The 19624-nt window shown below is 60.1% G+C and carries 17 protein-coding genes; 15 read left to right on the top strand and 2 right to left on the bottom strand.

The features are described from left to right. Positions 1 to 7 precede the first annotated feature (7 nt). On the top strand, positions 8 to 820 hold the full coding sequence (locus tag F6X42_RS02500) for an IclR family transcriptional regulator (protein WP_187632698.1): 813 nt from the start codon (positions 8 to 10) through the stop codon (positions 818 to 820). A 21-nt stretch (positions 821 to 841) separates the two neighbouring features. Here F6X42_RS02500 and F6X42_RS02495 read toward each other — a convergent pair whose 3' ends face one another. Further along, positions 842 to 1774: a helix-turn-helix domain-containing protein gene (locus F6X42_RS02495; protein ID WP_187632697.1), complete on the bottom strand. Its 933-nt coding sequence runs from the start codon at positions 1772 to 1774 to the stop codon at positions 842 to 844. 95 nt (positions 1775 to 1869) lie between these two features. Here F6X42_RS02495 and F6X42_RS02490 point away from each other — a divergent pair, with 95 nt between their 5' ends. After that, positions 1870 to 3117 carry a DUF1479 domain-containing protein gene (locus tag F6X42_RS02490; protein WP_187632696.1) on the top strand — a complete coding sequence of 416 codons (1248 nt, stop codon included), beginning with the start codon at positions 1870 to 1872 and terminating at the stop codon, positions 3115 to 3117. Between the two features lie 138 nt (positions 3118 to 3255). On the opposite strand, the gene F6X42_RS02485 is transcribed toward F6X42_RS02490, so the two are convergent. Next, positions 3256 to 4341 (bottom strand): LacI family DNA-binding transcriptional regulator, encoded by a 1086-nt coding sequence (locus F6X42_RS02485; RefSeq protein ID WP_187632695.1) that lies wholly within the window; start codon positions 4339 to 4341, stop codon positions 3256 to 3258. Positions 4342 to 4458: 117 nt separating this feature from the next. On the opposite strand from F6X42_RS02485, the gene F6X42_RS02480 reads away from it, so the two are divergent. The 13 genes from F6X42_RS02480 to F6X42_RS02420 all read left to right on the top strand — a co-directional run bounded on the left by F6X42_RS02480 (position 4459) and on the right by F6X42_RS02420 (position 19612). Continuing rightward, entirely contained in the window at positions 4459 to 5478 is a 1020-nt protein-coding gene (locus tag F6X42_RS02480; protein WP_187632694.1) for a Gfo/Idh/MocA family protein, read from the top strand. Between the two features lie 45 nt (positions 5479 to 5523). Continuing rightward, positions 5524 to 7095, top strand: coding sequence for an acyl CoA:acetate/3-ketoacid CoA transferase (locus F6X42_RS02475; RefSeq protein ID WP_187632934.1), 1572 nt, complete (start codon positions 5524 to 5526; stop codon positions 7093 to 7095). Beyond that, positions 7088 to 7870: an enoyl-CoA hydratase/isomerase family protein gene (locus F6X42_RS02470; RefSeq protein WP_187632693.1), complete on the top strand. Its 783-nt coding sequence runs from the start codon at positions 7088 to 7090 to the stop codon at positions 7868 to 7870. Before F6X42_RS02475 ends, F6X42_RS02470 begins: the two co-directional genes overlap by 8 nt. A gap of 16 nt (positions 7871 to 7886) precedes the next feature. Next, positions 7887 to 9413 (top strand): aldehyde dehydrogenase family protein, encoded by a 1527-nt coding sequence (locus tag F6X42_RS02465; RefSeq protein ID WP_187632692.1) that lies wholly within the window; start codon positions 7887 to 7889, stop codon positions 9411 to 9413. A gap of 91 nt (positions 9414 to 9504) precedes the next feature. After that, the gene (locus tag F6X42_RS02460; protein WP_187632691.1) at positions 9505 to 10761 is read left to right on the top strand and encodes an ABC transporter substrate-binding protein; all 1257 of its coding nucleotides are present in this window, start codon (positions 9505 to 9507) and stop codon (positions 10759 to 10761) included. Between the two features lie 83 nt (positions 10762 to 10844). Beyond that, entirely contained in the window at positions 10845 to 11813 is a 969-nt protein-coding gene (locus F6X42_RS02455) for a carbohydrate ABC transporter permease (protein ID WP_187632690.1), read from the top strand. Between the two features lie 54 nt (positions 11814 to 11867). Beyond that, on the top strand, positions 11868 to 12725 hold the full coding sequence (locus F6X42_RS02450; protein ID WP_376776311.1) for a carbohydrate ABC transporter permease: 858 nt from the start codon (positions 11868 to 11870) through the stop codon (positions 12723 to 12725). A 4-nt stretch (positions 12726 to 12729) separates the two neighbouring features. Next, positions 12730 to 13836 (top strand): ABC transporter ATP-binding protein, encoded by a 1107-nt coding sequence (locus F6X42_RS02445; RefSeq protein WP_187632688.1) that lies wholly within the window; start codon positions 12730 to 12732, stop codon positions 13834 to 13836. Beyond that, a complete protein-coding gene (locus tag F6X42_RS02440) occupies positions 13836 to 15389 on the top strand; it encodes an FAD-dependent oxidoreductase (RefSeq protein ID WP_187632687.1) in 1554 nt (517 codons plus the stop codon). Before F6X42_RS02445 ends, F6X42_RS02440 begins: the two co-directional genes overlap by 1 nt. Next, positions 15382 to 16161, top strand: coding sequence for a 3-ketoacyl-ACP reductase (locus F6X42_RS02435; protein WP_187632686.1), 780 nt, complete (start codon positions 15382 to 15384; stop codon positions 16159 to 16161). Before F6X42_RS02440 ends, F6X42_RS02435 begins: the two co-directional genes overlap by 8 nt. Positions 16162 to 16172: 11 nt before the next feature. Continuing rightward, entirely contained in the window at positions 16173 to 17855 is a 1683-nt protein-coding gene (locus tag F6X42_RS02430; protein WP_187632685.1) for a GMC family oxidoreductase, read from the top strand. Positions 17856 to 17864: 9 nt separating this feature from the next. Then, positions 17865 to 19037: a dihydrodipicolinate synthase family protein gene (locus F6X42_RS02425; protein ID WP_187632684.1), complete on the top strand. Its 1173-nt coding sequence runs from the start codon at positions 17865 to 17867 to the stop codon at positions 19035 to 19037. A 47-nt stretch (positions 19038 to 19084) separates the two neighbouring features. Then, positions 19085 to 19612: a heme-degrading domain-containing protein gene (locus tag F6X42_RS02420; RefSeq protein ID WP_187632683.1), complete on the top strand. Its 528-nt coding sequence runs from the start codon at positions 19085 to 19087 to the stop codon at positions 19610 to 19612. Positions 19613 to 19624: the final 12 nt, after the last annotated feature.

Below are 19624 nucleotides of genomic sequence, written 5' to 3'. Positions count from 1 at the left end.
CACAGAGATGTCGAGCATCACGAGACTGTTATCCATACTCGAGCTGTTTTCGGAGGCGAAGCCGTTCCTGTCCGTCGAAGACGTTGCCACCGAACTCGACTGCTCGATTCCAACGGCTTACCGCTATGTGCGCGAGCTCGTGGACGCCGGCTTGCTCATCCGCTTTGCAGGCGGGGACTATGGTCTCGGCCCTCGCATCATCAAGCTTGATTACCATCTGCGCGTGTCGGATCCGCTGCTTGCGATCGGCCAGCCGATCATGCGCGAGTTGAGCGAACACTCGGGCTTCGATGTGGTGATGTCACGCTGGTACGGAAGCGAGCTCGTTGATACGCATCGCGAGACACACGACGCGCCGCTTGACCTCCGATACGGCCGGGGCCGTCCGCGGCCCCTGTTTCTCGGCGCCGCTCCAAAAGCGATCCTGTCCACATTTCCGAAGGCCAAGCTGGCGGTTCTGTTCGATCAGTATGCCGAAGAGATCGCGCAAAGCGGCTTGGGGGCGACACTCGACGAGTTCCGCGCGTCGCTGCTCAAAATCCGACGCGCGGGCTTTTACCTGTCGAGGGACGAACTGGAAAACGGCGTTTCTGCACTGGCGTCGCCGCTGTTCACGGACGATTCGGGCGAAGCAGTCGGATCGCTTGCGGTGATCGTACCGACGCAGCGCCTCGAATTTGCGAATCTGGAACGGCTCGTAGAATCGATCCGGGAGGCAGCCGCGCGAACCTCCCAGCGCACGCGTGCGGTCATCGAAAGTAGGGGAATCGGAGCCGTCGCTTCATCGCACACGATATCGCGAGCCAAGCGCTCCGCTTAGTCACAAGCTGAAGGCCATTCATCAGCGGTCCAGGGATGGCGACCTCGCCTCCAGTGTCAACGGGGCATTCAGTTGATGTCGTGGCCGACCCGCAAACTCTTTCCGATAGGCTGCGGGAGTCGTCTTTTTTAGTGCGCGAAATTGACGGTTGAAATTGGCAACGTTGGGAAATCCCGAATGCGCCGCGATAACCGACACGGGCCATGAGGTGTCTGCGAGCATTCGACATGCGTGACCGATTCGCACACGGCTCACATACTTCCCGACACTTTCGCCGATATGTTGAACAAAGTATCGATTGAGTGTGCGCTCTGAAAGGGTCGCGGCGGCGGCTAATTCCGCAAGTGTCAGCCGTTCGGCAAACCGTGCCTCGATAACTGCTAACGCCCGATTTATCCGCTCCGGCTCGTGGCCGGACGGCCGCCCGACGTTGCTCTGATCGAATGCGTTGGGGGACGCGAGTGGCCGTGCTTCCTCATCGGCCAATGTGCACAGGATGTCCAGCGCAACGCTGAGTCTCTCTCTGGGAGACACTGACAAAAGACCCTCGAGTCGGCTACGCACCGTTGCCCCGGCTTCCGCTCTGAACGCAAGGCCGCAGGCAGCGCGTCGCAGAAGCCGATGAAGTGCTTCGTACTCGGGGCAGCAATCTGCCAGTCGTCGCGCCCAGTCGCCTTTGAACCAGATGACGATAGCGACCTGCGGGGCGCTGTCGTCGATCGAACGGTTCGACGACCAGGTATGAGGCAAGTCCGGCGGGACGAGCACCAGGTCATCGCCCTCGTACCCGGCGATCGAGTCACCGATGTAGCACTTGCCACGGCTATTCATCGTCAAGGTGAGTTCATATTCCGGGTGATGGTGCCATTCGAACGGAATACGCGGAAGCTTCCGGTGATAAACCCGCACTGAGCATCCGGCGCTCATCTCGACATGTTCGTATAGAGGCTTCATGGCTGGAATCGCAAAGAAGTTGACCTTATTGTATCACCCGTCCATCGTGGCCCAGGCTAAGCTTCAGTCATCAAAGAACACCAGGAGACGCCACCATGGAATCCCTTCACATCGACGATTTGCCGACCGCAATCCGGGCGGTTAAAAAGCTGTTGCGCGCCGGCCTTCCGAACTATAAGGAGGTATTCCAGCAGGTCGAAGCTGAAATTCAGCGCAAGGTCGCTACCATCGTGGCGCAGCGTGCTCGCGGTGAGTCCGTCATTCCTGAAATCCAGTATGCGGACATCGCGGCTGACCGGGTGAGCGCCGCGCAGATCGCATCGATCAAGGATCGAGGAGCCTGCGTCGTCCGGGGCGTGTTCAGCCGCGAGCGCGCTGAACGCTGGGACGCGCAGGTCGCTGAGTATGTCGAGTCCAATGACCTCGACGAAAAACTCGCGCATCGTGCAGAAGACAAGTACTTCGGCAACCTCGCTTCGAGCAAGCCCCAGATCTATGGCATTTACTGGTCGAAGCCTCAGGTCGAAGCGCGCCAGGCGCCCGAACTCACTCAGACGCGCGTCTTTCTGAACCGCCTCTGGAAACACGACAGCGAAGGGCGCGTTCATTTCGATCCGGACCGCGTTCCGGTGTACGCGGACCGGCTGCGGCGTCGCCCCCCCGGCTCTGAGTCGCTCGGGCTGTCTGCTCATTGCGACGGTGGGTCAGTCGAACGTTGGCTTGACGACAATTTCCGGCGTGTCTATCGACACGTGTTTAGCGGCGACTGGCGCCGCTACGACGCGTTCGACGCCGCGTATCGCCCCGAGGCGAGAGAGATTCCGTCACCGACTGTCTGTTCGATGTTCCGTACTTTCCAGGGCTGGACAGCGCTCACTGCGCAAGGTCCGGGAGACGGCACGCTTCAGCTTGTGCCAATTGCCAACGCCATGGTGTATGTGTTGTTGCGCGCGCTCCAGGATGACGTGCCAGACGACGATCTGTGCGGCGCATTACCTGGCCGCGCACTTTCGATCAAGCGGGAGTGGCATGGTCCGCTTCAACAAGCGTTGTCCTCCATTCCACTGATGCAGGCAGGGGACACCGTCTTCTGGCATAGCGACGTGATTCACGCGGTCGAAGATGCCCATCGTGGCAAGGGTTACAGCAACGTCATGTACATATCGGCTGCGCCAGCGTGTGCAAAGAACGACGCCTACCTTAAACGCCAGTTGCCGACCTTCCTCAACGGAGATAGCCCGCCGGACTTTCCTGCGGACAATTTCGAAGTCGACTTTGTCGGACGTGCGGCGGAGACAGACCTGACTGAACTCGGCAAGGACCAGATGGGCTCTACGCTGTGAAACGCCGTCGCTGGGGGCTGAAAGGCAATCCACCGATTCGTAGGCGGGTAGCCTGGTCGGTTCGGGGTTAGCCAGACGGCCCGCCACGATCTGGCCAGGCTCTCTGGCTGACGCGCGATGCATCAAGGGGACAGAAGTCTACTGCCGCTGGCCTGCAACGCGACGTTCGGTGCGGGGGGCATCGACGGAAAGATGCGGGTGGCGCCCCGCGGAGCCCACGCTTGATTCCCTGACGACTAGCTGCGGAATGGCGAAGTACTGCACGGGTGGTTCTTTTCCGTCCGCCGCTGGATCGAGCCTGGCCAGCAGCGTCTCACTCGCGATCGTGCCGAGCTTGTCCGCTCCGGCGGAAAGAGTAGTGAGCGGCGGATTGGTATGTTCTGCCGCCACCACATTGTCACAGCCAACGACCGCGAGCGCCTTGCCCGCACGTTTGCCCATTCGGTCCAGCTCATGCAACACGCCAAACGCAACCTGGTCGTTATAGCAAACCACCGCCGTCGGACGAGGCCGCATCTCGAAGATGGAGCGGACTGCCTTGCGACCGCCCTCCGGAGTCAGTTCAACGTCGATGATCCACTCGTCGGCGACAGTCAGGGCATGACTGGCCATCGCCGTGAGGTAGCCCTGCCTGCGCTGGTTCGCAACCGCATACCCCGTTCGATTGCCGGCGAATGCGATACGTGTGTGGCCCTGAGCAATCAGATGTTCCGTCGCGAGAGCGAATCCAAAGCTGTTGTCGACTCCGACCGTGTCGACATCCGTGCCCATCGGTCGCATGACGAGGACAAGTGGAATTCCCCAGGACTTGATCTCGTCCGGCAGTTGCTCAGGTGTTCCCAGCGCAGGAGACATGATCAGGCCGGCCACATTCTGCTCACGCATCGATTGCAGAACACGGGTTTGGGTCGCGACGTTTTCGGCAGTGTGCGCCATCAGCGTCGTGTATCCGGACTGCGCGAGTACCCGCTCGATGGCGACGAGCAACTCGACAAAGAAGGGGTTGGTCAGATCATTAATGACCATCCCGACGATGGTACTTCGGGTCCCGCGCAGATTTGCTGCGCCGCGGTTGTAGACGTAGCCGAGAAGCTGTGCCGCCGCCCGCACTTTGTCGGCCGTCTCCGCCTTGATTTTTGGGCTTTGCTGAAGGACCAGCGAGACCGTCGACTTGGATACCCCCGCAGCCGCTGCAATGTCCTGAATCGTCGGAACTGTTTTCATGTTGCTTTGCACAATTGGAACGTTCCAAAAAGTATTTGACACGGTGAAATGAGTCTACTACAGTTTGTTGGAACGATCCAATAAACGCTGGTTGGAACGTTCCAATGGAGAGAGACAATGACTTCCAAGATTCGCTGGGCGCTAATCGGCGCCAGCACGATAGCCGACGAGTGGATGGTCAACGCGATCCGGTCGCAGCCGGACGGCACGATCGAAGCGGTCGTCAGCGGCAGCGCCGGGCGCGCCCGCGAGTTCGCCGACAAGCATCGGATTTCAAAGTCCGGCACGAACCTCGATGAGATCCTCGCCGATCGCGACATCGACGCGGTCTACATCAGCAGCACGAACGAAAAACACCTGCCTCAGGTACTGGCGGCTGCCGCTGCCGGCAAACACGTGCTCTGCGAAAAGCCGCTTGCGCTCTCAGAGGCTGATGCGAGCCAGATGATCGAGGCATGCGCCGCCCACCAGGTTGTCCTTGGCACGAACCATCACCTGCGGTGCGCAGCGACACACCGCCGTCTGCGTGAACTCATCCTTTCCGGTGCAGTTGGCACGCCGCTTTACGTGCGTGTCTTCCACGCGGTCTCCCTGCCTCCGCACCTCCGCGGCTGGCGAATCGAGCGCCCTGATGCGGGCGGCGGCGTCGTGCTCGACATCTCCGTGCACGACGCCGACACCCTTCGCTTCATTCTGGATGCAGAACCCGTCGAAGTGAGCGCGATGACCTCGTCCGGAAGCATGGGTACACGCGGCCTCGCCGACGGCGTGATGGGAATCATCCGGTTCAGTAACGGCGTGCTTGCCCAGATTCACGACGCGTTCACCGTGCCGTACGCGCCGACCGGCCTCGAGGTCCACGGGACCGAAGGCTCGCTCATCGCACGCGACGTGATGACCCAGCGCGCCGTCGGGGAAATCGAGCTGCGTTCAGCAGCAGGTTTCGAAATCATCGAGGTCGTCCACCAGGACCTTTATGTCACCGCAGTCGCCCAGTTCCATCGCGCTGTTCTGCTCGGTGAGGATCCCGCTGCGACCGGCCGGGACGGATACCGGTCACTGGTCACCGCGCTTGCGCTTGAAGAGTCGGCTTCAACCGGTGCACACGTCGCCGTCCCGCAGCAGTTCGCGCGCTGAGTCAGTTTGAGGAGATCTATTGTGGGTTCCAGCAAAGTTATTTCGATGGCGACTGCCGCAGGCCTGATCAACGATGGTGACGTTGTGACCGTCAGTTCGTCGAGTGGCCTTGGCTGTCCCGACGCCATGCTGGCGGCGATCGGGACGCGCTTTGAAACCGAAGGCCATCCCCGTCAACTTTCGCTACTGCATCCGATAGCAGCTGGCGACATGTATGGCGTCAAAGGCGTTGATCATCTGGCGAAGCACGGTCTTATCAAGTCGATCATCGCCGGTTCGTTTCCCAGCGGCCCTTCGAGTCTACCGATGCCCGACATCTGGCGGATGGTCGTCGACAACGAAATCCGCGCATACAACCTCCCGAGCGGGGTGATGTTTGACATGCATCGGGACGCGGCTGCGAAGCGCCCAGGTGTCCTCACCAAGGTGGGGCTCGACACTTTCGTCGATCCGGACCGGCAGGGCGGCGCAATGAACAGTCTCTCGGAATCCGAGCCGATCGTGGACAAGGTCACGTTCGCGGGCGAGGAGTGGCTCTTCTTTCCGAATATCGTGCCGCGCGTCGCTATCGTGCGTGCCACCACAGCGGATGAGCGGGGCAACCTGTCTTACGAACACGAAGGCGCGCTGCTCGGCGGCCGCGACCAGGCGCTTGCAGTGCGTAACAACGGCGGCATTGTCATCGCCCAGGTCAAGCGAGTCGTGAAGGCAGGGTCGCTCGGTACGCAGCAGGTGCATATTCCGTGCAACCTCGTTGACTACGTGGTCGTGGACCCCGAGCAGAAACAGACGACGCAGATCGAATACGACCCGGAGATCAGCGGCGAAATCAAGGTTCCGGACAGCGAATTTGCATTTGCCGACTGGAACGCGGAAAAGGTAATCGCGCGCCGCGCGGCGATGGAAATCGCGGACGGAGACGCGGTGAATCTCGGCTTCGGCATTTCGGCCAACGTTCCGCGCATTCTCCTTGAAGAAGGACTCAACGGCCGTGTGACGTGGGCCATCGAGCAGGGTGCGGTGGGCGGTATGCCGCTGCTCGGCTTCGCGTTCGGTTGCTCGGCAAACGCCGACGCGATCATGCCGTCGCCTTCGCAGTTCATCTACTTCCAGGGAGGCGGCTTCGATGTTTCGCTGCTGTCGTTCCTGCAGATCGACCGCAACGGCCACGTGAACGTGTCGAAGCTGCCCAGCAAGCCGTACCTGACTGCCGGATGTGGCGGTTTCATCGACATTACGACGCACGCGAAGAAGCTCGTCTTCTCGGGATTTTTCACGGCCGGCGCGAAGCTGGAGGTCGGTCACGGACGGCTGACGATCCTTCAGGAAGGCAAATCGAAGAAGTTCATCGGCGACGTCGACCACGTCACGTTCAGCGGCCGCATGGCGCAGCAGCGTGGTCAGCAGGTGCTGTATGTGACTGAACGCTGTGTGTTGCAGCTTACGAAGCAAGGTCTTGAAGTGATCGAGGTGGCGCCCGGCATCGACCTGAACAGGGACGTGCTTGAGCAGGCGGACTTTCCTTTGATTGTTTCACCGCATCTGAAGACCATGAATGCCGCGATTTTCAGCGAATCGCCGTACGGCCTGCAACTCAGGGAGGCACGTCGTGGCTGATATCGATGGAATCCAGTTTGAGCGCAGCGGCGCAGTCGCTGTTGTCACGTTGAACCGCCCCGAGAAGCTCAATGCCTTGACCCCACCAATGCTGATGCGTCTGGAGGCGGTCGCCGCTGAGCTTGGTACGTGGACCGATGTGCGCGCCGTGGTCCTGACGGGTTCGGGAACGAAGGCTTTCTGCGTGGGTGCGGACATCAATGAATGGTCCGCGCTGACGCCACTTGATATGTGGCGTCAGTGGGTACCGCGCGGACACAGGATCTTTGATCGTTGGGCTGCGCTTCGCGTACCGGTCATCGCCGCAATCAATGGACACGCACTCGGAGGCGGGCTGGAGCTTGCCGCGGTGGCGGATATCCGGATTGCGGACCCTGCCGCGACCTTCGCGCTCCCGGAGGCGGGTATAGCGACATGTCCGGGTTGGTCGGGCACACAACGGCTCGTCTCGGTCATTGGGGCGAGCAAGGTCAAGATGCTCGCGCTCACCGGCAGACGTATCGACGCCGCGCGCGCTCACGAGATTGGCCTGATCGACGAGCTTGCGTCAGCGGGCGGTGCATTGAACGCCGCGCTGGAGATGGCCGAACAGATCGCACGTCTTGCGCCCGTATCGGTGCAACTGACCAAGCAACTGGTGAACGCGGCAAATGGCGAGGGTGCTGCGGCCACTCTCGAGGCGATGGCGGGTGCATTGGCGGCAACCACCGCGGATGCGCGTGAGGGAATGCTGAGCTTTCGCGAAAAGCGGCCGGCGAACTTTGAGGGTAACTGACATGACGACTGCAAACATGAATCCGGAACTGGCGCCCTTGCTTGTGGCGTCTCATAAGACTGACTTCGAGGTGTATCACGGTCGCCTCTACATCGACGGGCAGTGGCGCGAGGCGGGTGGCGGCGAACGTGTCGAGCGGCTCAGTCCGGCTCACGGCGAGCTGGTCAGCACCTATGCCGTGGCGACGCCCGAGGACGTCGACGCGGCAATCGATGCGGCCCATCGTGCATTTCACCACGGCCCCTGGCCGAAGATGAAGGGAGCGGAGCGTGCCCGCGTGCTGCTGGCGATCGCGGATGGCATCCAGGCCCAGATTGAGCGTCTTGCGCTGATCGAATCGCTGGAGAACGGCAAGCCACTCACCCAGGCGCGCGCGGAGGTCGCCGGTTGCGCCGATCTGTGGCAGTACGCCGCGAGCCTCGCCCGCACCACCAGCGGTGACGCCTACAACACCTTGGGCGAGGACATGCTTGGACTGGTGTTGCGTCAGCCGATTGGTGTGGTCGGCATCATCACGCCATGGAATTTTCCGCTGTGGATTCTGTGCCAGAAACTGCCATTCGCCATGGCGGCAGGCTGCACATGCGTGATCAAGCCTAGCGAACTGACGTCCGGCACGACCGTCATGTTGATGGAGATCCTTGAAAAGGCAGGCGTGCCAGCCGGGGTCGCGAATGTCGTAACGGGCAAGGGCTCGCGCGTCGGTCAGCCTCTCGCCGAGAGTCCACGGGTCGACATGCTCTCGTTCACGGGTTCGACCCATGTGGGGTCGATGCTTGCTGGGGTGGCCTCAAAGAAACTCAAGAAAGTCGCCCTGGAACTGGGCGGCAAGAATCCTCAGATCGTTTTCCCGGACTGCGACTGGGATGCAATGGTCGACGCGGTCGTGTTCGGCGTGTACTTCAACGCTGGCGAATGCTGCAACAGCGGTAGCCGGGTTCTCGTGCATGAGTCCATCGTGGAGCGGTTTGCCGCTGCTGTTATCGAGCGTGCCCGCGAAGTGCCTGTCGGCGACCCGCTTCATCCTGATGCGAAGGTCGGCGCGATCGTCAGCGAACAGCAAATGAACGACATCCTTGGTCATATCGAGACCGGTGTCTCGGCAGGTGCGAAGGTGCGTCTTGGCGGCGGGCGTTACGCAAGCGCTAACGGCCTTTATCTTCAGCCGACCGTCCTGACCGATGTCACCGCAGACATGGGTGTCGCAAGAGAGGAAATTTTCGGCCCTGTCTTGAGCGTCATTGCTTTCCGCGATCTGGATCATGCCATCGAAATCGCAAACGACACGGCGTACGGCTTGTCAGCCGCGGTGTGGAGCAGCGATATCGATACTTGCCTGAAGGTCGCACGCGGTGTCGACGCAGGGACGATCTGGGTGAACACCTTCCTCGACGGATATCCGGAACTTCCGTTTGGCGGATTCAAGGCGAGCGGCGTCGGCCGCGAACTCGGCAAGCAGGCGGTCGAGGACTATACGGAGACGAAGACGATTCAACTGCATATCGGAGAACGCAAGAACCTTTGGCTACCGGCGAAGAAATAGCAGATAAGAAATAAGCCTCGGGCGGAAGGGTCCGCCGGGAAAAGACTGAAAACCCTCTCCATCAGAGAGAGCAACCCATCTGGAGTGAGACATGTTGAGGAAGACACTTTTTGCACTCGTGGCAGCCATCGCCGTCAGTGGCAGTAGCGCGGTATCGGCGGCCGACACCAAATCCGTCGAAGTGATGCACTGGTGGACCTCGGGCGGCGAAGCCCGTGCGCTGGAGGTATTAAAGGACGGTTTGAAGCAGCGCGGATACGCCTGGAAGGACGCACCGATTGCAGGCGGCGGCGGCGAAGCAGCGCGCACGGTGCTGAAAGCTCGCGTTGCATCCGGCAATCCGCCTGACGCCATCCAGATGCTCGGCTTTACCATCCCTGAATATGCGTCGCAGGACTTTCTGACCAACCTCGATTCGATCGCGGCAAAGGAAGGATGGGACAAGCTCGTGCCCGGTCCGATTCAACGTTTCTCGAAGGTCGATGGTCATTGGGTAGCGGTGCCGGTCGACGTTCACCGGACCAACTGGATCTGGGCGAACAAGAAGATTTTCGATCAGTTGCATCTGACTCCGCCGCAGACGTTCGACCAGCTGGTTGCCGATGCCGCCGTGATTCGCAAGGCTGGCTACACGCCGCTCGCCCACGGCGGGCAGCCGTGGCAGGAAGCGACGATTTTCGATAGCGCCGTCATGTCTGCCGGCGGCCCGAAATTTTATAGCCAGGCGCTCGTCAATCTCGATCCTGCCGCGCTCGGCTCAAAGACGATGGAAAAGGCATTTGACCAGATGCGCGCGCTCCGCGGTATGGTCGATCCGAATTTCCCGGGTCGTGACTGGAACTTGGCAACATCGATGGTCATCAACGGCAAGGCCGCGATGCAGATCATGGGCGACTGGGCGAAGGGTGAGTTCGTGAACGCCGGCAAGAAGGCCAATGTCGACTACCTGTGCTTCCAGTATCCCGGCACCCAGGGCGACTTCATCTTCAATACTGACCAGTTTGCGACGTTCAAAAAGAGCGATGCCAGCGTGCCTGGTGAAAATGCGTTCGCGTCGACTGTGATGGACAAGGGCGTGCAGGCGAAATTCAATCAGATCAAGGGAGCGATTCCGGCGCGTCTCGATGTGCCTTCCGATGGGTTCGACGAGTGCGGCCAGAAATCGATGGCCGATCTTCGCACTGCGCTGAAGAGCGGCACGATGGTGGGCAGCTTCGCGCACGGACACGCAATGCCCGATGGGCCGAAGAACGCGGTCTATGACGTCGTCACGCATTTCTTCAACACCAACGAGTCATCTGCCGATGCGGTGAAACAGCTGGTCGACGCTGTCAACAACGCCAAGTAGGCCGTACACCGTCTTAGAACTCACGGGGGCGATCCAGCGTGCCCCTGCGAAGACCCGATGCTCCCGAAGTAGAGGTGGTTGCCATGCACACTACACACCGGACCGTCCATACCTCGTCACGAGGTACTACGGACGAATCCCAGCTTCACGACAAACGCCGGTCAAGCCTGAGAAACCGGTTCGAGCAGGTATTGCCAAAGCTCGTGTTGTCGCCCACGTTGATTACGACGCTGATCTTCGTCTACGGTTTTATCGTCTGGACCACGGTCCTGTCGTTCACGCGCTCACGCGCGTTTGCCAATCTGCACTGGGGCGGCCTGATGCAGTATGGACGTGTCTGGGCACATCCGCGCTGGCACGTTGCGGTCACCAACCTGGGAATCTATGCATCGCTGTATGTCGTCCTGTGCATGGGGATCGGGCTGGGCCTCGCCATTCTTCTCGACCAGCGCATCAGGGCGGAAGGCGGTCTGCGCGCGATCTTTCTTTATCCGATGGCGATCTCTTTCATCGTAACGGGCACAGCCTGGAAATGGATACTGAATCCCGGTCTCGGGCTGACGAAGCTTTTCCACGACTGGGGTTGGACCGGTTTCAGGTTCGACTGGATCATCGATGATCGAATGGCCATTTACACCGTGGTCATCGCCGCGGTGTGGCAGGCGTCCGGCTTCGTCATGGCGATGTTCCTCGCAGGCTTGCGGGGTATCGATCAGGATATGGTCAAGGCCGCGTCGATCGATGGGGCAAGAATGCCGGCTATCTATCGACGCATCATCATCCCGCAACTGCGGCCGGCTTTCGTTTCCGCGTTCGTCATCCTCGTTCACCTCGCAGTCAAGAGCTATGAACTGGTGGTGGCCTTGACAGGCGCAGGTCCCGGCTATTCGACGGAGTTGCCCTCGACGTTCATGTACTCATTCACCTTCACGCGAAACGAGTTGGGAATGGGAGCCGCGAGTGCGGTCATGATGCTGTGCACGGTCGCGGCGATCATGGTCCCGTATCTCTATTCAGAGCTTCGTCCGCGCAGCGGCAGCGGCTCGCATTAGTCCAGTCAGGAGATCGTCATGTTGAAAAAAGGCTGGGACTCGCCGCAAATGGTGATGGGTAAGCATAACTACGTATCAAGGATTGTGATCTATGGACTGCTGGCGCTTTTTGCGGTCGTCTATCTGATCCCGCTCGCGGTAATGATGCTGACGTCGTTCAAACCTCTTTCGGAGGTGTACAGCGGAAACATTCTCGCGTTGCCACGTGCGTGGACACTGGAGCCGTGGCTTAAAGCCTGGGGGGAAGCGTGCGTTGGCCTCGATTGTTCCGGCGTGAAGGGGTTTTTTTGGAACTCGACGCGGATGGTCATTTCCGCCGTTGCGATTTCTACCTTCCTTGGCGCGCTCAACGGTTACGTGCTGACCAAATGGAGATTCAAGGGCGACAACATCCTGTTTGGGCTCGTTCTGTTCGGATGCTTCATCCCCTTCCAGATCGTGCTCATTCCGATGGCTACCTTCCTCGGGAAAATCGGGCTGGCCCAGTCCATTACGGGTCTCGTGTTCGTGCACATTGTCTACGGTCTGTGCTTTACGACTTTGTACTTCCGTAACTTCTACGTCGCGTTTCCCGATGAACTGGTGAAGGCCGCGATGATCGATGGCGCGCGCTTCTTCAGGATCTTCCTGCGCATCCTGTTGCCGTGTTCCGGCGCCATCATCACTGTAACGGTGATCTGGCAGTTCACCAATATCTGGAACGACTTCCTCTTCGGTGCTTCATTTACGACGGGAAGCACGGCGCCTATTACGGTCGCACTGAACAACATCGTGAATACGTCGACGGGCGTGCGTGAGTACAACGTTCAGATGGCAGCCGCCGTGATTACCGCGCTGCCCACTCTTCTGGTCTATGTGATCGGCGGCCGCTATTTCGTGCGCGGCATGATGGCCGGTTCGGTAAAGGGGTAAGGAAATGGCTTCTCTGCATATTTCAAATGTCCGCAAGGCCTACGGCCCGACGGAAATCCTGAAGAACATCAACATCGATGTGACCGATGGCGATTTCCTTGTACTTGTCGGGCCGTCCGGTTGCGGAAAATCGACCCTGCTGTCGCTGATCGCGGGACTCGACACTATCTCCGGTGGGGAGATCCGGATCGACAACGACCGTGTGAACGACCTGCATCCCAGCGAGCGGGATATCGCGATGGTCTTTCAGAGCTACGCGCTTTATCCGAACATGACGGTCGGCCAGAACATCAGCTTCGGTCTCGAGATGCGCAAAGTGTCGAAAGTGGAGAGGGATAAGGCCGTCGCGGACGCTGCAAGACTGCTTCAGATCGAGCACCTGATCAAGCGCCGCCCGGGCCAACTCTCGGGCGGTCAACGGCAGCGTGTCGCCATGGGACGGGCGCTGGTGCGGGACCCGAAAATCTTCCTGTTCGACGAGCCGCTGTCCAATCTTGACGCAAAACTGCGCGTTGACATGCGCACCGAAATCAAGAAGCTGCATCAACGGCTCGGCGCGACCATCGTGTACGTGACTCACGATCAGATCGAAGCGATGACACTCGCGACCCGGATCGCGGTGATGAAGGGGGGCGTGATCCAGCAGTTCGGCACGCCGGCCGAAATCTACAGTACGCCGGCCAATACCTTTGTCGCGACGTTTATGGGCTCGCCGTCGATGAACCTCATTCCGGCAGTGCTCACAACCCGGAGCGACACACTCGTTTTGACGATGGGCGAGGGCAGTGCAGCGGTTCGCCTTGATCTGCCGGCCCAGTCCGCCGCGGTCGCGCGATACGCTGGCAAGAAGGTGATCGCCGGCCTTCGGCCAGAAGCGATTGGTGTGGAATCCTCGCGGGTCCCGGATGCGGTGCGCGAGGTAGCGGTGAAGGTGCTGGTCATGGAGCCCACGGGACCGGACACGCTGGCGGCGCTTGAAATGGGAGGGGTCGAAGTCGCGGCCCGATTGGGCGCCGACATTCCGCATAGCCCGGGCGAGCACTGCAACCTGCGGGTCGATCTGTCGAAGCTGGTCCTCTTCGATGCGCAAACGGAAGAAAGGATAGCGTGATGCATGCCGATGTCGTCATCATTGGTTCGGGCGTCGGCGGCAGCGCGATTGCCCTGCAGCTGGCCGGTACGGGTGCTAGTGTCATTGTGATCGAGCGGGGCGACAATCTTCCCCGCGAACTGCAGAACTGGGACGCGGAAGCCGTATTCGGCCAGCTCCGGTATCGCACGCGCGACACTTGGCTCAACGGCGCTGGCGAGCGCTATCGTCCCGGCCAGTATTACTTTGTCGGCGGACATACGAAGTTCTTCGGCGCCGCCATGTTCCGGCTGCGTGAAGCCGACTTCGAAGAGCTCGCGCACGAGGAGGGTGTGTCGCCAGCGTGGCCCGTCGCGTACCGGGACCTCGAAAAATACTATGACCTGGCCGAGGAGCTCTTCGGCGTAAGAGGGTCCGCAGGTCAGGATCCTACCGAGCCTCCGAGATCCGCCAATTATCGTCACGGACCGATACCTGACGAACCCGTGATTGGCCAGCTCCGGGAGAAGCTTCGGCAGCAGGGCCTGCATCCGTTCTTCATGCCGGCTTCGGTCAATTTTGGCGACGGCGGTACCTGCGTGCGCTGCGGCACATGTGACGCCTTTCCTTGTCGCATTGACGCAAAAGGAGACGCCGAGATGTGCCTGTTGCGCCCCGCGCTGAAACAAGGAGGCGTGTCGCTGCTGACGGGCGCACGCGCGACACGACTTGTGACCGACCCGACAGGGCGAAGAATTTCGAGCCTCGAAGTTCAGACGCGGGACGGTTCGCTTACGGTCACTGGCGACACGTTTGTGCTGTCGGCAGGCGCGATCAATAGTGCTGTTCTGTTACTCGCCTCGGCTAACGACAAATTTCCGAACGGGCTTGCGAACACGTCCGGAGCGGTCGGGCGGTACTACATGAACCATAACTGCACCGCGATTCTGGCAATCGACCCGAGGACGGTCAACGACACCCGTTTTCCGAAGACGCTTTCAGTCAACGACTTCTACTTTGGCGGCGTGCATGACCGGTGGCCGCTGGGCAATCTGCAAATGCTGGGAAAGATCCGCGAACCGATGCTTCGTGGCGCGCTTCCGTACGTGCCGAGGAAGCTTCTGGAATACGTCAGCCGTCACAGTGTCGATCTTTACGCGATGTCGGAAGACTTGCCGAGCGCAGATAGTCGCGTAGAGCTAACGTCGTCCGGTGATATCCGGCTTACGTGGAATCGCACCAACCTAAAACCGCATGAACGTTTTGTTCGAAAAGTGAAGCGTCTGCTCAAGGACGCGGGCTATCCGCTGGTGGTCAGCAGACGCTTTGGCGAGGACACGCCGTCCCATCAATGTGGGACGGTCCGGTTCGGCAATGACGCTGGCGCCGCGCCGCTCGATCCGTTCTGCAAGGCGTATGACCACCAGAACCTGTACGTCGTTGATGCGAGCTTTTTCCCATCGTCTGCTGCGGTCAATCCAGCACTGACAGTGGCAGCGCAGGCTCTACGGGTCGGCGAACACCTTCGTTCGGAGCTGACGCGCAGCCGCACGGCTAGCGGAGACCACGCTTTTGACGGAGGCCGACATGCTTGATGACGCAATGCAACCTCTCGCAGCGCTCGTCACGGGCGGCCGCCGCGGAATCGGGCGCGCGATCGCTGTGGAACTCGCGTCGCGCGGCTACGACGTGGCCATTACCGACGTCGTCGATGACGAAGATACCGCTCTGACGCTAAGGGCGATTGAGGACCAGGGACGGCGGTCTCTCTTTGTCCAGGCGAATTTGCAGGACGTAGCGTCACACACGCGAGTGCTCGAACGGGTGCTGGCGTGGTGCGGCGATCTGGATTGCCTGGTGAACAACGCGGGAATCGGCTCGCCCGCGCGTGGTGATCTGCTGGATGTGACTCCCGAGGCGTTCGACACCGTGCTTGGAGTGAATCTGCGCGGAACCTTCTTCATGACTCAGGCGGTTGCTCGCCATATGTTGAGCGCAGAGCCAGATCGCCCGCGCGCGATTATCACGGTCTCGTCGGTATCAGCCACGATGGCGTCACCTGAGAGGGCCGAGTATTGCCTCTCGAAGTCCGCTTTGCCGATGATGACAAAACTGTTCGCACTACGGCTTGCTCATGCAGGCATCCCGGTTTTTGAGGTGCGGCCGGGGATTATCCGGACGCCGATGACCGAAGCGGTTGCGCAGAAGTATGAAGCGCGTTTCAAGGAAGGGCTCGTTCCCATGAACCGTTGGGGCGAGGCCGACGATGTCGCGAAGGCGGTCGGCCAGCTTGCGGGCGGTGCGTTGCAGTTTGCCACAGGCAGCGTGCTCCAGGTTGATGGTGGCCTCTCCATTTCTGCCTTTTGAAGGTGAGCAGCATGAAGACCGATAGCTACGACTACATCATTACGGGCGGAGGGTCGGCCGGTTGCGTACTGGCGAATCGCCTGAGCGCCGATCCTTCCGTGACGGTTTTGCTGCTTGAGGCTGGCGGCGGCGACCGGAACCCGCTTTTCCACATGCCCGCTGGTTTCGCGAAGATGACCAAAGGCATCGGTTCATGGGGCTGGCATACCGTGCCCCAAAAGCATCTGAAGGACCGTGTCTTGCGCTTCACACAAGCGAAGGTCATCGGTGGCGGCTCGTCGATCAACGCGCAGATCTATACGCGCGGCGTGCCGGCGGACTACGACGAATGGGAGAGCATGAGTGGCGCAACGGGCTGGAGTTACCGCGATGTACTGCCTTATTTCAAACGATCGGAGAACAATCAGCGCTTCGCAAATGAATACCATGCGTACGGTGGTCCGCTAGGCGTGTCAAACCCGATCAGTCCTCTGCCGATCTGCGAAGCGTTCTTCCAGGCGGGTCAGGAGATGGGCATGCCTTTCAACGCCGACTTCAACGGCGCTCAACAGGAGGGGCTCGGCTACTATCAGCTGACGCAGTTCAACGCGCGGCGCGCATCGGCATCCGTCGGGTTCCTTGACCCGATCCTCGGACGGCCTAACCTCTCGGTCAGGTTACAGGCACAGGCGCTACGCGTGATCGTCGAAGGAGGACGCGCAGTCGGCGTAGAACTGGTCAGTGGAACCGACCGCTCGCCAGTTGTCGTGCGAGCGAGGCGCGAAGTGATCGTGTCTTCCGGGGCCATTGGATCCCCCAAGCTGCTAATGCAATCAGGCATCGGCCCGGCTGATCATTTGAGGTCAACGGGTGTACCCGTCGTGCATGACATGCCGGGCATCGGCTCAAATCTGCAGGACCATCTCGACCTGTTTGTCATCGCTGAATGTACTGGCGATCATACGTACGACAAGTACAACAAACTCCAGCATGCAGCGTGGGCAGCCCTGCAGTACCTGCTCCTGAAGAAGGGCCCGGTTGCTTCGAGCCTGTTCGAGACGGGCGGCTTCTGGTATGCGGACGGAATCGCTGCGACACACGCCCGGTCGCCCGACATCCAGTTCCATCTCGGCCTGGGTTCAGGAATCGAAGCGGGCATGGCGAAACTTCGCCATGGCGGCGTCACCTTGAATACCGCATATCTTCGGCCCAAATCGCGCGGCAGCGTACGTCTGGCAAGTGCCGATCCTGCGACAGCGCCGCTGATCGACCCGAACTACTGGTCGGAGCCGGAAGACCGCCATGCAGCGCTCAAGGGCCTGCGCCTTGCGCGCGAGTTAATGAATCAGCCCGCGTTGAAGCGTTTTGTGCAGACGGAAGTCCTGCCCGGTCCGCGTGTCAACACGGACGACGAGTTGTTTGATTATGCGTGTGCCAATGCCAAGACCGACCACCATCCGGTCGGTACGTGCAGGATGGGGCGCCCTGAGGACGAACATAGCGTAGTCACACCTGACCTGCGAGTGATTGGCATTGACGGACTTCGCGTTGTCGATGCCTCCGTGATGCCGCTCATTCCGTCGTGTAACACCAATGCACCGACCATCATGGTCGCGGAGAAGGCAGCCGATCATATCCTCGGTCGCATCCCGGCGCCGAACGCTGTGCGTGCCAAACGAGGTGCGAACGAGATCCCGACATCGACCGCCTTCTGAGAGATAGCCATGAAAATCCTTCTGCCAACTCGTAATGGCGAATTGAATCCGTATACGTTGAAGACCTTGGAGGAGAACATCACGCTGGAGTCGAAATGTGAGTTCAATCGCGTGGCATACGCTGCAGCGCATGTCGTGGTTGATCCCGCGCTCGGCTATGAGCCGTGGTCGGACGCGCCGGTGATCGATTGGGACAGGACGCTCGCGTTTCGGACCTATCTGTACGGCCTAGGTTTCAAGGTTGCCGAAGCCATGGACACCGCGCAAAGAGGCATGGGTCTGGGCTGGAAGACGGCATCCGAACTCATTCGCCGAAGCATCGCGCACGCGAGAACTATCCCAGGAGCGGATCTAGCCTGCGGTGCTGGCACCGATCATCTGGACGACCGGCAGCGGCATAGCCTGTCGGATGTGATCCAGGCGTACAAGGAGCAATTCGAAGTCGTGGAAGCGTCCGGTGGCCGGGCCATCATGATGGCGAGTCGTGCATTGTGCGCCGCAGCCCGATCGCCTGATGACTACAAGAAGGTGTATGACGCTGTACTTGCCGAAAGTCGCAACAAGGTCGTGCTTCACTGGCTGGGCGAAGCATTCGACGCTTCGCTCGCAGGATACTGGGGCAGTGGTGACGTTCGCGCCGCAATGGCAACTGTACTCGACATCATCCGCCTGCATTCTCGCAAGATCGAAGGCATCAAGATTTCGTTGCTGAATGCCGAATACGAGTGCGAGCTTCGCGCCCAGTTGCCGGACGGCGTGCGGATGTATACCGGTGACGATTTCAACTACGGCGATCTGATCGCAGGTGACAGCACGGGCATATCACACGCGTTACTGGGCATATTTGATCCGATTGCACCAGTCGCGGCGAAAGCGCTGGGCCAGTTGGCCAGAAACGATATTGCGGCCTACCACAACACGATGCGACCCACGGTGGCGCTGTCGCGTGAGCTCTTCAGTTCGCCGACACAGTACTACAAGGCGGGGGTTGTCTTCCTCGCGTGGCTGAACGGACATCAGGACCATTTCTCGATGGCCGGCGGCATGGAGTCGGCGCGGTCGGTGCTGCATTTCGCCGAAGTGTTCCGGAAAGCGGACGCCAGTGGAGTGCTGATCAGGCCCGAACTCGCCACGCAGCGAATGAAAGCCTTCTTGCAGGTGCGGGCAGGAATCGTCCAATGAACTGGATCGCAATGGCTGCGGACCGGATTGCGCGGTGAGAGGGTGAGATGCCGAGTAGAGCCTTGAGTTTGAAAGATGAGACATTCGATCAACAGGCGATGCGAACGATGTTGCCTGCTTTCAACGCGGAAGTCGCGCGCAAGCTTGGAGAGATCGTTGTGAATATCGCCTCCCGTCGCAGCCTTCCTGTCGCCGTGAGTGTGGTTCATCCGCGCAGTGCGCTCTTCTATTGCGCGCTGGAAGGAAGCTGTGCAGACAACGGCCAATGGATTCGCCGCAAGGAGAATACTGTCTTCCACTTCGGAAGGAGTTCTCTTGAGGTGGGCCTGATGTTCGCGCACGAGGGGTGGTCGCTGCCATCGCATGGGTTGTCCGGGCAGGATTACACGCTATTCGGCGGGGGCGTACCTCTTCGCGTGGCCAATGTGGGTGTCGTCGGCGCCATGTCAGTGTCCGGACTGGATCACGTTAAGGATCATGAACTGGTCATCGAAGCTTTGTGCTGGCACCTCGGAATTCCGCATATAGATTGCGTGCTGTCATATCCACGCCCCGCCCCGCATGCAATCGAGTGAGCCAACGCAGGC

This window comes from Paraburkholderia podalyriae, assembly GCF_014397785.1.
Taxonomy (GTDB): Bacteria; Pseudomonadota; Gammaproteobacteria; order Burkholderiales; family Burkholderiaceae; genus Paraburkholderia; species Paraburkholderia podalyriae.
Note: the sequence above shows the minus strand (reverse complement) of the source record. Positions and strands in the feature narration are given on the sequence as shown.

Bases quoted from the DNA above. Each gene is read 5' to 3' on its own strand.
- F6X42_RS02500 (WP_187632698.1), top strand. From the start codon at position 8: ATGTCGAGCATCACGAGACTGTTATCCATACTCGAGCTGTTTTCGGAG.
- F6X42_RS02495 (WP_187632697.1), bottom strand. From the start codon at position 1,774: ATGAAGCCTCTATACGAACATGTCGAGATGAGCGCCGGATGCTCAGTG.
- F6X42_RS02490 (WP_187632696.1), top strand. From the start codon at position 1,870: ATGGAATCCCTTCACATCGACGATTTGCCGACCGCAATCCGGGCGGTT.
- F6X42_RS02485 (WP_187632695.1), bottom strand. From the start codon at position 4,341: ATGAAAACAGTTCCGACGATTCAGGACATTGCAGCGGCTGCGGGGGTA.
- F6X42_RS02480 (WP_187632694.1), top strand. From the start codon at position 4,459: ATGACTTCCAAGATTCGCTGGGCGCTAATCGGCGCCAGCACGATAGCC.
- F6X42_RS02475 (WP_187632934.1), top strand. From the start codon at position 5,524: ATGGCGACTGCCGCAGGCCTGATCAACGATGGTGACGTTGTGACCGTC.
- F6X42_RS02465 (WP_187632692.1), top strand. From the start codon at position 7,887: ATGAATCCGGAACTGGCGCCCTTGCTTGTGGCGTCTCATAAGACTGAC.
- F6X42_RS02460 (WP_187632691.1), top strand. From the start codon at position 9,505: ATGTTGAGGAAGACACTTTTTGCACTCGTGGCAGCCATCGCCGTCAGT.
- F6X42_RS02455 (WP_187632690.1), top strand. From the start codon at position 10,845: ATGCACACTACACACCGGACCGTCCATACCTCGTCACGAGGTACTACG.
- F6X42_RS02450 (WP_376776311.1), top strand. From the start codon at position 11,868: ATGGGTAAGCATAACTACGTATCAAGGATTGTGATCTATGGACTGCTG.
- F6X42_RS02445 (WP_187632688.1), top strand. From the start codon at position 12,730: ATGGCTTCTCTGCATATTTCAAATGTCCGCAAGGCCTACGGCCCGACG.
- F6X42_RS02440 (WP_187632687.1), top strand. From the start codon at position 13,836: ATGCATGCCGATGTCGTCATCATTGGTTCGGGCGTCGGCGGCAGCGCG.
- F6X42_RS02435 (WP_187632686.1), top strand. From the start codon at position 15,382: ATGCTTGATGACGCAATGCAACCTCTCGCAGCGCTCGTCACGGGCGGC.
- F6X42_RS02430 (WP_187632685.1), top strand. From the start codon at position 16,173: ATGAAGACCGATAGCTACGACTACATCATTACGGGCGGAGGGTCGGCC.
- F6X42_RS02425 (WP_187632684.1), top strand. From the start codon at position 17,865: ATGAAAATCCTTCTGCCAACTCGTAATGGCGAATTGAATCCGTATACG.
- F6X42_RS02420 (WP_187632683.1), top strand. From the start codon at position 19,085: ATGCCGAGTAGAGCCTTGAGTTTGAAAGATGAGACATTCGATCAACAG.